General features: G+C 74.4%; 12 protein-coding genes. 2 read left to right on the top strand and 10 right to left on the bottom strand.

Annotated features, from left to right (window positions below):
* The 5 genes from GT045_RS07460 to GT045_RS07480 form a co-directional block, all read right to left on the bottom strand.
* Positions 1–605: helix-turn-helix transcriptional regulator (locus GT045_RS07460; RefSeq protein ID WP_161333679.1), on the bottom strand; the 605-nt coding region annotated here is incomplete at its 3' end.
* Between the two features lie 171 nt (positions 606–776).
* On the bottom strand, positions 777–1,442 hold the full coding sequence (locus GT045_RS07465; RefSeq protein ID WP_202515630.1) for a response regulator transcription factor: 666 nt from the start codon (positions 1,440–1,442) through the stop codon (positions 777–779).
* Positions 1,443–1,475: 33 nt separating this feature from the next.
* The gene (locus GT045_RS07470) at positions 1,476–2,645 is read right to left on the bottom strand and encodes a sensor histidine kinase (RefSeq protein ID WP_237538410.1); all 1,170 of its coding nucleotides are present in this window, start codon (positions 2,643–2,645) and stop codon (positions 1,476–1,478) included.
* Positions 2,646–2,857: 212 nt separating this feature from the next.
* Positions 2,858–3,337, bottom strand: coding sequence for a DUF3017 domain-containing protein (locus GT045_RS07475; RefSeq protein WP_161291329.1), 480 nt, complete (start codon positions 3,335–3,337; stop codon positions 2,858–2,860).
* Complete coding sequence (locus tag GT045_RS07480) at positions 3,327–4,181, bottom strand: bifunctional methylenetetrahydrofolate dehydrogenase/methenyltetrahydrofolate cyclohydrolase (protein WP_161333680.1); 855 nt, start codon at positions 4,179–4,181, stop codon at positions 3,327–3,329. The genes GT045_RS07475 and GT045_RS07480 overlap by 11 nt, the downstream gene beginning before the upstream one ends.
* Positions 4,182–4,423: 242 nt before the next feature.
* Here GT045_RS07480 and GT045_RS07485 point away from each other — a divergent pair, with 242 nt between their 5' ends.
* Positions 4,424–5,062: a hypothetical protein gene (locus tag GT045_RS07485; RefSeq protein ID WP_161291325.1), complete on the top strand. Its 639-nt coding sequence runs from the start codon at positions 4,424–4,426 to the stop codon at positions 5,060–5,062.
* Positions 5,063–5,348: 286 nt separating this feature from the next.
* Here GT045_RS07485 and GT045_RS07490 read toward each other — a convergent pair whose 3' ends face one another.
* The 4 genes from GT045_RS07490 to purN form a co-directional block, all read right to left on the bottom strand.
* The gene (locus GT045_RS07490) at positions 5,349–5,993 is read right to left on the bottom strand and encodes a response regulator transcription factor (RefSeq protein ID WP_161291323.1); all 645 of its coding nucleotides are present in this window, start codon (positions 5,991–5,993) and stop codon (positions 5,349–5,351) included.
* On the bottom strand, positions 5,957–7,279 hold the full coding sequence (locus GT045_RS07495; protein ID WP_161291320.1) for a sensor histidine kinase: 1,323 nt from the start codon (positions 7,277–7,279) through the stop codon (positions 5,957–5,959). Before GT045_RS07495 ends, GT045_RS07490 begins: the two co-directional genes overlap by 37 nt.
* A gap of 678 nt (positions 7,280–7,957) precedes the next feature.
* Positions 7,958–9,520, bottom strand: a complete 1,563-nt coding sequence (purH, locus tag GT045_RS07500; protein ID WP_161333681.1) for a bifunctional phosphoribosylaminoimidazolecarboxamide formyltransferase/IMP cyclohydrolase — start codon at positions 9,518–9,520, stop codon at positions 7,958–7,960.
* On the bottom strand, positions 9,517–10,155 hold the full coding sequence (gene purN / locus GT045_RS07505; RefSeq protein ID WP_161296949.1) for a phosphoribosylglycinamide formyltransferase: 639 nt from the start codon (positions 10,153–10,155) through the stop codon (positions 9,517–9,519). The genes purH and purN overlap by 4 nt, the downstream gene beginning before the upstream one ends.
* Before the next feature lie 280 nt (positions 10,156–10,435).
* Here purN and GT045_RS07510 point away from each other — a divergent pair, with 280 nt between their 5' ends.
* Positions 10,436–11,572, top strand: a complete 1,137-nt coding sequence (locus GT045_RS07510) for a hypothetical protein (protein ID WP_202527428.1) — start codon at positions 10,436–10,438, stop codon at positions 11,570–11,572.
* 108 nt (positions 11,573–11,680) lie between these two features.
* On the opposite strand, the gene GT045_RS07515 is transcribed toward GT045_RS07510, so the two are convergent.
* Positions 11,681–12,247: a hypothetical protein gene (locus GT045_RS07515; RefSeq protein ID WP_161333682.1), complete on the bottom strand. Its 567-nt coding sequence runs from the start codon at positions 12,245–12,247 to the stop codon at positions 11,681–11,683.
* Between the last annotated feature and the right edge of the window lie 226 nt (positions 12,248–12,473).

The raw sequence follows: 12,473 nt of genomic DNA on the forward strand, positions 1-12,473 counted from the left end.
GGGGGGCGGGCGCCCGGGCGGGCGCTCGCCTGCGACGGGCCGCGGTAGCCGGCAAGCCCCCAGGAGTTCTTGACGGGCAACGAGCCGCCGACGTCCTCGGGCCCGCCGGCGGCGCCGCCGGCACGGTCACCGGCGCCGGTCTCCGGGCCCTCCGGCTGGGCGGGGATCGTCGGCGAGACACCGGCGGGTCCCGCGATCCCGGGCACGGCGGCGGACCCGCCACCGCGCCGGGCGGCCGTCCCGGTGCCCTTCTCCGGGGCCGCCCCCGCGTCGCCGAGCGCGGCTCGCGCCCGCGAGACGCGCAGTGCGTCCATGGTGGTGTCGTGCCGCAGCTCCGCCCGGCTCCAGGCCCGTTCGGCCAGCTCCCACAGGGTGGTCAGATGGCCGGTGTGAGTGCCGGTCGCCTCGGCGAGCGCGATGACCGCCCCCTTGGGCGCGAGGAGTTCCCCGCCCAGGTACCGCTCCCAGGACGTCTTGCTGTAGCCCGTCCGGTCGGCCAGGGCCGCGACGCTCAGACCGCCACGGTCCACGAGCTGCCGTAGCCGGCCGGTGAACTCCGCGATCTGCGGGTCCAGTTCCTCCGGCAGGGCTTTCCAACGAGGCATGGGTTTCCCCCTCTTCCCCCGGTCGTGCTGTCGATCTCGCGCGAGGCCCCCGGGCCGCCCACAGGGATGCGCTGACCAAGGATCCCAGGTCCCGGGGCGCGGTGCACGCGTGCGGGGGGTGCGGGCGCCGGGGCAGTGCACGCGTGGGGGGGGTGGCCGGGCGTCGGGCGGTCAGCCGCCGGGGGTCACCAGTCCCGTCTCGTACGCCAGCACCACCGCCTGCGCCCGGCTGCCCAGGTCGAGCTTGGTCATCGTGCGGTTGAGGTGGGTCTTGACGGTGGCCTCGCTGATGTGGAGGCGGTCGGCGATCTCCAGGTTGGACAGACCGCGTGCGGTGAGCGTGAGGACCTCCACCTCGCGGGCGGTCAGCACGTCGAGTCCGGGCGGGGGTTCGGCCCCGGCGGGGGCCTGCTGCCGGGCGAACGCCTCCACCAGGCGCCGGGTGACGCTGGGCGCGAAGAGCGCGTCGCCGCCCTCGACCGCGGTGACCGCCGCGAGCAGCCGCTCGGGCCCGGAGTCCTTCAGCAGGAACCCGGAGGCACCGGCGCGCAACGCCCCGTAGACGTACTCGTCCAGGTCGAAGGTGGTCAGCACCAGGACCCGGGGCGGGCGGTCGGCGGCCTGGGCGAGGATCCGTCCGGTCGCCTCGATGCCGTTGACGCCGGGCATCCGGATGTCCATCAGGACCACGTCGGGGCGGGTCTCGGCGGCGAGCCGCACCGCCTCCTCGCCGTCCCCCGCCTCGCCCACCACCTCGAAGCCGGGCGCCGCCTCCAGCAGGCCGACGAGACCGGCGCGGATGAGGAACTGGTCGTCCACGACGAGCACTCTGGTCATTCCGTACGGTCGCCCCCCGCCGTGCGCCGCGCGTCACCGCTCCGCCCGCGCCGTGTCCCCGCGGCCGGGTCCGGCGGCCGAGGTCGGCACGGTCAGCCGTACCTCGTAACCGCCCTGGGAGCGTGGGCCGACTGTGATCGTCCCGCCGTAGAGCTTGGCCCGCTCCCGCATGCCGATCAAGCCGTGTCCGGTGCCCGCCGGCACTCTGGCCGGATCCGCCCCCTCCCCGTCGTCGGTGACGCGGACGGTCAGCTCGTGGGCGCCGTAGCAGAGTTCCACGCGCGCGCGTGCGGGACCGGCGTGCTTGATGGCGTTGGTGAGGGCCTCCTGGACGACGCGGTAGGCGCACAGTTCGACGCCGGGCGGCAGTGCGCGTGCGGTGCCCTCGACGGCGAGATCCACGGGCAGACCACCGGCCCTGACCCGGTCGAGGAGTTCGCCGAGCCTGGCCAGGGTGGGCATGGGCGCCCGCTCGGGGGCCTCGGGGTCCTCCTCGCGCAGCACCTGGAGCATGCGGCGCAGCTCCTCCAGGGCCTCGCCGCTGGTGTCCGCGATGGTGCCGAGCGCGCCGCGCGCCTTGCCGGGGTCGGAGTCGAACACGAACCGGGCGAGGCCGGCCTGCACGGAGATGACCGACATGTGGTGGGCGACGACGTCGTGCAGTTCGCGGGCGATCCGGCCGCGTTCCTCGGCGACCGCGCGCCTGGCCCGCTCGGCCTGTTCGGCGCGCAGCCGCCGGGTCAGCTCGGCGGAGCGGCGCGCCAGGTACCCGAACCAGACCAGCACCGAGCAGTACAGCAGCGCCTGGCCGCACACGGAGGCCATGGAGGGGCTGTGGCTGACCACACCGGCGTACACCCAGAACGCGGCCAGGCAGCCGGCGCAGACCAGGGCGGCGCGCAGCGAGCGGACCGAGGCCACGGTGTACAGGGCGAGCATGGGGCCGAAGGTGCACACCACCGGCCAGTAGCCGAGGCTGACGTAACCGGCCGCCGCGGTTTCGGCGACGGCGAAGACGGCGAGGGGACGCCGGCCGCGCAGGGCGACCGGCAGGTGGGCGAGGGCGACGAGAACGTAGGCGCGGGCGTCGAGTTCCGGCCATCCCTGCGACCGGGACTCCCGCCCGAGCAGGACGGCCACCACGGCCATGGCCGCCGCGATCAACGTGTCCACGACGAGCGGGCGGTGGGTCCTCGGTCGCATCGCCGCAGGGTAACCCGCACGGGTGACGGCCGGAGTCAACCGGACGCGGTACCGCGGAAGTTGCAGACGCCGGGCGGCTGCCGCACGGGGTGGTACGGCGGTTCGGCCCGGGGGTCGACGCGGTACGCGGCGGGCGGCCGTAGCGTCGGGGCCGGGGACACGACAGGTGGCCCGCGCCCCCGGGGGAGGCGCGGGCCACCTGTCCTGGCGCGCTACTTGGCGAGCGTGAAGTGCAGGATGTCCTTGAGGAACGGCAGCTTCAGCAGCGGGTCGGGCTGGATCATCAGCGCCAGCAGGGTGATCGCCAGGCCGAGGACGCCGTACGTGACGATGTCCGTGAAGCGGGAGCGCACGGCGAGCATGCCGACGTCCGGCAGCAGCCAGCGCAGCACCGCGCCGCCCAGCAGCGCCACGCCGATGAGCACGGTCCCCGGCCGGAACGCGTCCAGCGCGGTCACCAGCAGGCCGACCGCCACCAGCCCGGTGACGGCGAGCAGCGGCCACTGCCGGGCGGGCGCCGGGGCGTCGCCGGCGGCGGCCCGTCCGCCGCCCTCGGGCCGCGCGGTGTCTCTGGTGAACAGCGGGAAGCGGCGGGTGGTGCGGCGCGGACGCCCCTCGGCGTCGGGTGCGCTGACGGCGTCGCGCACGGTCGGTTCCGCGGGCCCGTGGGAGCGGGAGTCGTCAGCCGGCACTGCGCTCCGCCGCCTCGACCACGTTGACCAGCAGCTGCGCCCGGGTCATCGGGCCCACACCGCCGGGGTTGGGGGAGATCCAGCCGGCCACCTCGGTGACGTCCGGGTGGACGTCACCGACGATCCTGCCCTCGGCGTTGCGGGAGACGCCGACGTCCAGGACGGCCGCGCCCTCCTTGACGTCCTCGGCGCGGATCAGGTGCGGGGAGCCGGCCGCCGCGACGATGATGTCGGCCCGCCTCAGGTGGGCGGGCAGGTCGCGGGTGCCGGTGTGGCACTGGGTGACGGTGGCGTTCTCGCTGCGCCGGGTGAGCAGCAGCGGCATCGGGCGGCCGATGGTGACGCCGCGGCCGACGACCACGACCTCGGCGCCCTTGATCTCCACGCCGTGCGCCCGCAGCAGGCTGAGGATGCCGTTGGGGGTGCAGGGCAGCGGAGCCGGCTCGTTCAGGACCAGGCGGCCGAGGTTCATCGGGTGCAGGCCGTCGGCGTCCTTGTCCGGGTCCATCAGCTCCAGGATGCGGTTCTCGTCGATGCCCTTGGGCAGCGGCAGCTGGACGATGTAGCCGGTGCAGGCCGGGTCCTCGTTCAGCTCCCGGACGACCGCCTCGATCTCCTCTTGGGTGGCCGTGGCCGGCAGCTCGCGCTGGATGGAGGCGATGCCCACCTGGGCGCAGTCGCGGTGCTTGCCGGCGACGTACTTCTGACTGCCGGGGTCGTCCCCGACCAGGATCGTGCCGAGGCCGGGCGTGACGCCCTTCTCCTTCAGCGCCGCCACGCGGGCGGTCAGATCGGACTTGATCGCTGCTGCGGTGGCCTTGCCATCGAGAATCTGGGCGGTCATGTCCCCATCCTCGCGGATGACCCGGTCCCGGTTCCAATCCGGGTGTCACAGCATGATCAGTGATGTTGCACTTGCACAACACCTGACGTATCCGGCTGGACAAGTAAGAGCGTGTTAAAGAACGATGGGCACACAGTGCCGCGGGCAGTGCCGGGGGGACGGACCGCATCTGTAGAACTCTCCTCCGAACCGTGCCGCGTGTCGTCCCCGCACTTGAGCAACGCAAACGGAGGAAGACCGCCATGAGCTTTGGCGACCCGAACAATCCCTACGGCGCCCCGCCCCAGCAGCCCCCGGCCGCGCCCGGCTACGGCTACCCGCAGCAGCCGGGCGTCCCGCCGCAGGGCTACGGCTACCCGCAGCAGGCCGCCTACCCCGGTTACCCGGGCGCCAACGCGATGCCGCAGTCGATGCCGGGTCTGCTCGTGACGGCACGGGTGTTCCTGTACCTCATCTCCGCGGTCCAGATCATCGCCGGCCTGATCTGGCTGTACGTCGCCGCCTTCGTCAACGACGTCTCCAACACGGCGGACGACCTGGGCAGCTCGTCCGACGACAACCCGTTCGACTCGATCGGCGACGGCGGGCACATGGCCGCGGGGCTGATCGTGTTCATCGCGCTGATCGCGCTGGGCCTGGCCGCGCTGTCCATCACCCTGGGCGTGAAGTTCGGCCGCGGCGCCCAGGGCGTGCGCATCACCACGGTGGTCTACGGCGCGCTCGGCGGCGTCGTCGGTCTGCTCATGCTCTTCGTCGGCATGGACTCCGGTCTCGCCTCCGCGGTGATCTTCCCGCTGATCTGGGTGGTGTTCGCGGCCGTGATCACCGCCGCGCCGGTCGTCCCGAGCGGTACCGCCTGGTTCAACCGTCCGCGCTACTGAGCGCGCGGGTCCGACCGCCCGCCGGGCTGTGGCTTCCCCTCCTCGCGAGGAGGGGAAGCCACAGCCCGGCGGCGTTTCACGGGCCGGGGGCGGGCATCGGTGCTCCGCGGACCCGGGGCCTGGCGGCGGTGTTCCGCGGACCCGGGGACGGGCGGCGGTGTTCCGCAGACCCGGGGACGGGCCTCGGTTCTCCGCGGGGCGGGACCGGCGGCAGTGTTCCGCGGGGCGGGACCGGCGGCGGTGTTCCGCACGCCCCCGCATCCGCCCCCGCACCCGCCCCGGGCCCTCACTGGTCCAGGTAGGCCAGCACGGCCAGCACCCGGCGGTTGTCGGAGTCCGCCTGGTGGAGACCGAGCTTGGTGAAGATGTTGCCGATGTGCTTGGCGACGGCCTTCTCGGTGATGAACAGGGCCTGGGCCACGCCCGCGTTGGAGCGGCCCTGGGCGATGAGTTCGAGGACCTCGCGTTCCCGCGCGGTGAGACTGCCGACGGACGCGTCGCGCTCCTTGCGGACCAGCAGCCGGGAGACGACCTCGGGGTCCATCGCGGTGCCGCCCGCTGCCACCCGCCGGATGGACTCCAGGAACCGGGCGCCGTCGGTGACGCGGTCCTTGAGCAGGTAGCCGACGCCCCGGCCGCCGCCGGCCAGCAGTTCACGGGCGTAGAGGGGTTCGACGTACTGGGAGAGCAGCAGCACCGGCAGGCCGGGGTCCTGCTCGCGCGCGGCCAGGACGGCACGGAGCCCCTCGTCCGTGAAGTCCGGCGGGAGCCGGACGTCGACGACCGCGACGTCCGGCCGTTCCCGGCCGAGGGCCCGGAGCAGATCGGCGCCGTTGTCCACGGCTGCCACCACGTCGTGGCCGTAGGCCCCGAGCAGGCGGATCAGCCCGTCCCTCAGGAGGAAGTGGTCTTCGGCGAGGACAATACGCACGGGATCTCCATGGTCACGATCGTCGGGCCACCCGCCGGGCTGCTCACGGTCAGCACGCCGTCGAAGGTGGCGAGCCGGCGCTCGACACCCCGCAGGCCGGTGCCGCGGGAGGCGTCGGCGCCGCCGCGTCCGTCGTCGGTGACGGTGATGCGGAGCAACCCGGGATCGTAACGGAGTTCGACTCGGGCCCGGTGGGCGCCCGCGTGCTTCGCGGCGTTGGTCAGGACCTCCGAGACGGCGAAGTAGGCGGCGGACTCCACGGGCATCGCGGGACGGCCCGGCAGCTCGGCCCGGACGTCGGTGCGCACCGGGCAGGTGAGGGCCAACGCCTCGACCGCGTCGGCGAGTCCGCGGTCGGCGAGGACCGGTGGATGGATGCCGCGGACCAGGTTGCGCAGCTCCTCCAGCGCCGCCGAGGAGGACTGCCGGGCCTCGTTCAGCAGGCCGCGCACGGCCCCGGGGTCGGACTCCAGCAGCTGCTCCGCCGCGTCCAGCGTCATGCCCATGGCCACCAGACGGGCCTGGGCGCCGTCGTGCAGATCGCGCTCGATCCGGCGGATCTCCGCCATCTGCGTGTCCACCGCGTCGGACCGGGTGGCGGCCAGATGCCGGATCCGGCCGGCCATCAGCTCGCTCTCGCCCGGCGCCAGCATCGCCCTGGTGTACAGGGCGTGTACGCGGACGGCACGCGGGGCCGCCCACAGGGCCAGCGCCAGCTGGAGCGCCCCGAGGACACCGGCGAGCACCGCCGTGGCCCGGCCCTCGATCGGGATGAACTGGTACCACAGGCCGTCCCACTCGGCGGACAGCGGAACACCGAAGAGTGCCAGGAAGACACCCCAGACGCCGCTGAGGACCAGCGCGAGCGGGAGGAAGGCCAGGAACGCGCCCGCGATCGGGTCGGTGAGCGCCCAGACGTACTCCCGCCGGGTCTGCGGATCGCTCATGATCCAGCGGTAGCGGGCGACGGGACCGGAGGCACCGGCGGGCTCGGGCGGCAGCGGTCCGGGCGGCCCCGGGATCTCCACCCCGGCCCAGCGCCGGGCGAGTTCACGCTGTCGTACGGCCAGGCCGCGTACCCCCTCCATGGCTCGCGGCACCAGGCCGAGGCCCGGTCCGACCAGGCTGATCGCGCCGGACACGGCGAGCGACCGGCCGAGGGCCGCCGTCGACATCCAGCACAGCGCCGACGCCCGCCTCAGTCCCGTCACCCCGGCGGACACCGAGAAACCTCTGATCGTCTCCGGCGGGCGGACTCCGCCCGGCCTCGTCATGCGGTCGTCCATGCGACTCGCTCCCCCTGTTTTTCCCGTTCGTGCGCCGCCGTGCGCGGCGCCGGTGCCGTCCCTCCGTGCGGGACCGGGCTCCGCCACTCATTGTGGTGGCGCGGGGGCGGGGAACGCGGTGGAGATAACTCCCCTCTGGGGGGGCGGCGTCACGGTCACGGGCAGCCGGACGCGGGCGGTAGCGCATCGGTGCCGGGGCCGGGCCGGGGGCGGGGCCGACCGGGCACCGGGGCCGGTCAGACGCCGGAGCCAGATCAGATGCCGGAGTCGGTCAGACGCCGGAGCCAGATCAGATGCCGGAGTCGGTCAGACGCCGGAGCCAGATCAGATGCCGGAGTCGGTCAGACGCCGGAGCCAGGTCAGGCACCGGAGCCGGGGCGGCGGCCCGGGGCGACGGCGGCCGGAGCGGGCGACCGGCCCGGGCATGCGTGGTCCCGCCCGTCGAGGGACGGGCGGGACCGGACCGCTCCCGGCGGCGGGCGCCTCAGCGGGGCCGACGGCTCAGCGCGCTCGGCACGGCGGGCGCCACGCACGGCCGACGGCTTGGCACGGCGGGCGCCACGCACGGCCGACGGCTCGGCACGGCGGGCGCCACACCTGGCCGACGGCTCAGCACGGCGGCGTCTCGTGACGCGCGGTCCGCGGCTCGGCACGGCGGCGTCGCGCGCGGTCCGCGGCTCAGTGGAAGAAGTGGCGCGTGCCCGTGAAGTACATCGTCACGCCCGCCTTCTTGGCGGCCTCCACGACCTGCTCGTCCCGGATCGAGCCGCCCGGCTGGACGATCGCCCGGACACCGGCGCCGATCAGGATCTCCGGACCGTCGGGGAAGGGGAAGAAGGCGTCGGAGGCCGCGTAGGAACCCCGGGCGCGCTCCTCGCCGGCCCGCTCGACGGCCAGCTTGCAGGAGTCGACGCGGTTGACCTGGCCCATGCCGACACCGACCGAGGCGCCGTCCTTGGCGAGCAGGATCGCGTTGGACTTCACCGCACGGCACGCCTTCCACGCGAAGGCCAGCTCCCGCAGCTCCTCCGGGGAGAGCGCCTCACCGCTGGCGAGCGTCCAGGCCGCCGGGTCGTCACCCTCGGCCTGGAGCCGGTCGGCGGCCTGGAGCAGCGCGCCGCCGTCGATCGGCTTGACCTCGACCGGGTGGGCCGGGGCGTCGGGGCAGCGCAGCACGCGGATGTTCTTCTTCTTGGTGAGGGCCTCCAGCGCGCCCTCCTCGTAGCCGGGCGCCACGATGACCTCGGTGAAGATGTCCGCGACCTGCTCGGCCATCTCCTTGCTGACCGGACGGTTCACGGCGATCACACCGCCGTACGCCGAGACCGGGTCGCAGGCGTGCGCCTTGCGGTGCGCCTCGGCGACGTCCGCGCCGATCGCGATGCCGCAGGGGTTGGCGTGCTTGATGATCGCCACGCAGGGCTCGTCGTGGTCGTACGCGGCACGGCGGGCGGCGTCCGTGTCCGTGTAGTTGTTGTACGACATCTCCTTGCCGTGCAGCTGCTCGGCCGCCGCGAGCCCGCCCTCGCCGGAGGTGTAGAGGGCGGCGGGCTGGTGCGGGTTCTCGCCGTAGCGCAGGGTGTGCGCGCGCTCCAGGGTGGTGCCGATGAACCCGGGGAAGGCCGAGTCGTCCGCGGGCGCGTAGGCGGAGGCGAACCAGGAGGCGACCGCGATGTCGTACTCGGCGGTGTGCCGGAACGCCTCGCCGGCCAGCCGCTTGCGGGCGGCGAGGTCGAAGCCGCCGTCCTGCACCGCGGCCAGGACGTCGGCGTACCGCTGCGGGCTGGTCACCACGGCCACGGACGGGTGGTTCTTGGCGGCGGCGCGGACCATCGAGGGGCCGCCGATGTCGATCTGCTCGACGCACTCGTCGGGCGAGGCGCCGGAGGCGACGGTCTCCCGGAACGGGTAGAGGTTGACCACGACGAGGTCGAACGGCTCCACGCCCAACTCGGCGAGCTGCTCGCGGTGACTGTCCAGCCGCAGGTCGGCGAGGATGCCCGCGTGCACCTTCGGGTGCAGGGTCTTGACCCGGCCGTCCAGGCACTCGGGGAAGCCGGTCAGCTCCTCGACCTTGGTGACGGGGACGCCGGCGGCGGCGATCCGGCCGGCCGTGGACCCGGTGGAGACCAGCTCCACGCCGGCCTCGTGCAGCCCGCGGGCCAGCTCCTCCAGACCGGTCTTGTCGTAGACGCTGACGAGCGCGCGACGGATGGCCCGCTTGTTGCTCTCGGCGGTCACTGGATAACTACCTTTCGTCCCTCGATGCGATAGCCGTTGCGGGCGAGCCGCCCCACGACCTCGACGAGCAGCCTTCGCTCGACTTCCTTGATGCGCTCGTGCAGCGCGCTCTCGTCGTCCTCGTCCCGGATCTCGACCACGCCCTGGGCGATGATCGGGCCGGTGTCGACGCCGTCGTCGACGAAGTGGACGGTGCAGCCGGTGACCCTGGCGCCGTACGCGAGCGCGTCACGGACGCCGTGGGCGCCGGGAAAACTGGGGAGCAGGGCGGGGTGGGTGTTGACGAACCGTCCGCCGAACCGGGCCAGGAACTCCTTGCCCACGATCTTCATGAACCCGGCGGAGACGACGAGGTCCGGCTCGTGTGCGGCCACGGCCGCGGTGAGCGCGGCGTCCCACTCCTCGCGGGAGCCGTGGTCCTTCACCCTGCACACGAAGGTGGGGATCCCGGCGCGCTCGGCGCGGGCCAGCCCCTCGACACCAGTACGGTCGGCGCCGACGGCCACGACGCGGGCGCCGTACGCCTCGGCGCCGAGGGCGGCGATCCCGTCCAGCAGCGCCTGCAGATTGGTGCCGGAGCCGGAGACCAGCACGACGAGGCGCTTGACTGCCGGGCCGGCGGAGGTGGCGGCCACGATGGGGCCCTTTCTCGGGTTGCGATCCGTGTACGGCCGGTTTGTACGGTCCTACGAATGCTTCGCGCCCCGGTATACGGGGAAGTCTACGAAGCGGCCGACCGCCAGCAACGATACCGGCACTCAGGAAGGGCCCCTCGGGACGGGTGGTCCGCCGGAAGGTAGCGTTCGCAAGGATCACGAAAGAGCAACCCCGGGAACGCGGTCGTCGTGCGGTGCGTTCACGGGGTGGAAGCTCACGTCGGACTGCCGTAGTCACCTAGGGGAAGACGCTCTTTTGATGCCCGATCGCAGCCTGCGACTCCTCACGTTCCCGCCGCGCCCGGCCCAGGGAGGCGAGGGTGGCGCCGCCCTGCTGCGGGAGCGTCCGACCTGGCCCCCGGCACAGACTCCGCGAGGCGGCCCCGAAGGCTCCGGACAGGACGGCTCCGGCCGAGGCGGCGCGAACCAGGGCGGCTCCGGGCACGGCGGCTCCGGGGCGGACGGCTCCGGGCACGGCGGTCCCGGACAGGGCGGCTCCGGGGCGGACGGCTCCGGGCACGGCGGTCCCGGACAGGGCGGCTCCGGACAGGGCGGGTCAGGGCAGGGCGGTTCCGGGCGGGACGGCGGGCGGCAGGACGACAATCCGTTCGCGCCACCGCCGGAGGGCACGCCGGACCAGCCGTGGCAGCCGCGTCATCCCGGTGGAGCGTCAGGGCACGGCCCTGGTCACGGGCACGGTTCAGGCTGGGGCGGCGCGGGCCAGGGGCAGGCCCCCGGGGGCGCTCAGGGACCCACCGGCGGTCAAGGGCCCGACGGCCATTCGCCCTGGGGCGGTCAGTGGAGCGACCGGCAGCCCGGCCGCTCCCCCGGCGGCTTCGGCGAGCGTCCCGGCGGCGGCCCGCAGGGGCCCGGCGGACCGACCGGCTCCGGCATGCGCTGGGACCCGACGGACCCGGCGCAGCGCCGCGCGCGGTACGCACTGCTCTCGGGCATGTGGTCGGTCTTCTTCGTCCTCTTCAGCTGGCCGTACGTAGCGCTGCTCCTCGGCGCCCTGGCCCTGTACTGGGGCACCAGCGCGCTACGGGCCAAGCCGCGCCGCCCGTCCCCGGACAGCCCCGCGAACTCCGCGCACTCCGCGAACTCGGCGAACCCCCTGAACGCTGGGAACCCCGCGAACGGGGCGAACCCGGTGCCCCCCGGGGCTCCGCCGGCCCCGCCGGCGCAGGCCGGCCGGCCTCAGAGGACAGCGGCCGTCACCGGTCTGGTCACCGCCTCCCTGGCCCTGGTCCTGGTGGCCTCGACCTTCACCGTCCAGCTGGTCTACCGCGACTACTACACCTGCGTCGGCGACGCCCTCACCCACGAGGCCAAGCAGTCCTGCGAGACCCTCCTGCCGCGGGAACTGCGCGGCGTCCTCGGCAACCAGGACGGCTGAGACCACGCGCCCGGCGGAGCCCGGCAGGGCCGGTACGCGGTGGGCGGATCAGGTGGGGCACACGGGGTGACACGCGGCCGGAGCGAGACTCCGGCCCGCGTGTCAGGATCACGGCCGGCCCTCCCCGTCATCCTCGGCCTCCCCCTCCGTCTGTGACCCCGCCGCACGGTCCGGTTCCGGCCGAGGCGTCCCGTTGGTGCCGGGGCGGGGCTCGACCCGGGCTCCCGGGCGGGGTCCGGCAGGTGGCCAGGGGGTGGGGTCGGCGGTGTCCTGGGAGGCGGCCTCCTTCAGGGCCGCCCAGCGGGAGGCGCGGGCGCCGTCGTCGTGCCATTCCTCGTGGAGCGGGGTGAGCGTCGGGAACGGATCCTCGGCGGGGACGAAGTCGTACAGATCCTCCTCCGCGACCTCGGCAGCGCCTGCGGAGCCCACCGGGCGCGCGGGCGCCGGCGTACGACCCTTGCGGTCTTCCTTCGCCTTGCCCGCACCCTTACCCGCGCCCGCACCCTTGCCCGCGCCCTTGGCTCTGGCCCAGAGCCCGGTCCCGTCGGGGCCCGCGTCGCCCCCGTCGCCCCCGTCACCGCCGTCACCCCCGGCGGCTCCACCGGCCCCGCCCGCCGGGTCCGCCGGGCCCGCCGCGTCCGCCGGGTCTCCCGCCCCGTCCGCTGCCCCGTCCACTGTTCCTTCCGCGAAGGCCGGCGGCCCGTCGGTGTGCGCGGCCGCGTCCGTCCCGTCCGCCCCGACCGCTTCCGAAGCCGACGCCGGTGTCGAAGCCGAAGCCGGTGCCGATGAGGGTGCCGGTGCCGTCGACGGGCCTGCCCGGCCCGCCACCCCGGCGCCGGCCCGCTCCCCCGCCTTCGCCGCGGCCACCGGCGGTACGGCCGCCCTCCCGCCCTGCCCCCCG

The organism is Streptomyces sp. SID486 (assembly GCF_009865385.1).
In the GTDB taxonomy this organism is placed as follows: Bacteria; Actinomycetota; Actinomycetes; order Streptomycetales; family Streptomycetaceae; genus Streptomyces.

Bases quoted from the DNA above. Each gene is read 5' to 3' on its own strand.
- GT045_RS07470 (WP_237538410.1), bottom strand. From the start codon at position 2,645: ATGCGACCGAGGACCCACCGCCCGCTCGTCGTGGACACGTTGATCGCG.
- GT045_RS07480 (WP_161333680.1), bottom strand. From the start codon at position 4,181: ATGACCGCCCAGATTCTCGATGGCAAGGCCACCGCAGCAGCGATCAAG.
- GT045_RS07465 (WP_202515630.1), bottom strand. From the start codon at position 1,442: ATGACCAGAGTGCTCGTCGTGGACGACCAGTTCCTCATCCGCGCCGGT.
- GT045_RS07485 (WP_161291325.1), top strand. From the start codon at position 4,424: ATGAGCTTTGGCGACCCGAACAATCCCTACGGCGCCCCGCCCCAGCAG.
- GT045_RS07510 (WP_202527428.1), top strand. From the start codon at position 10,436: ATGCCCGATCGCAGCCTGCGACTCCTCACGTTCCCGCCGCGCCCGGCC.
- GT045_RS07495 (WP_161291320.1), bottom strand. From the start codon at position 7,279: ATGGACGACCGCATGACGAGGCCGGGCGGAGTCCGCCCGCCGGAGACG.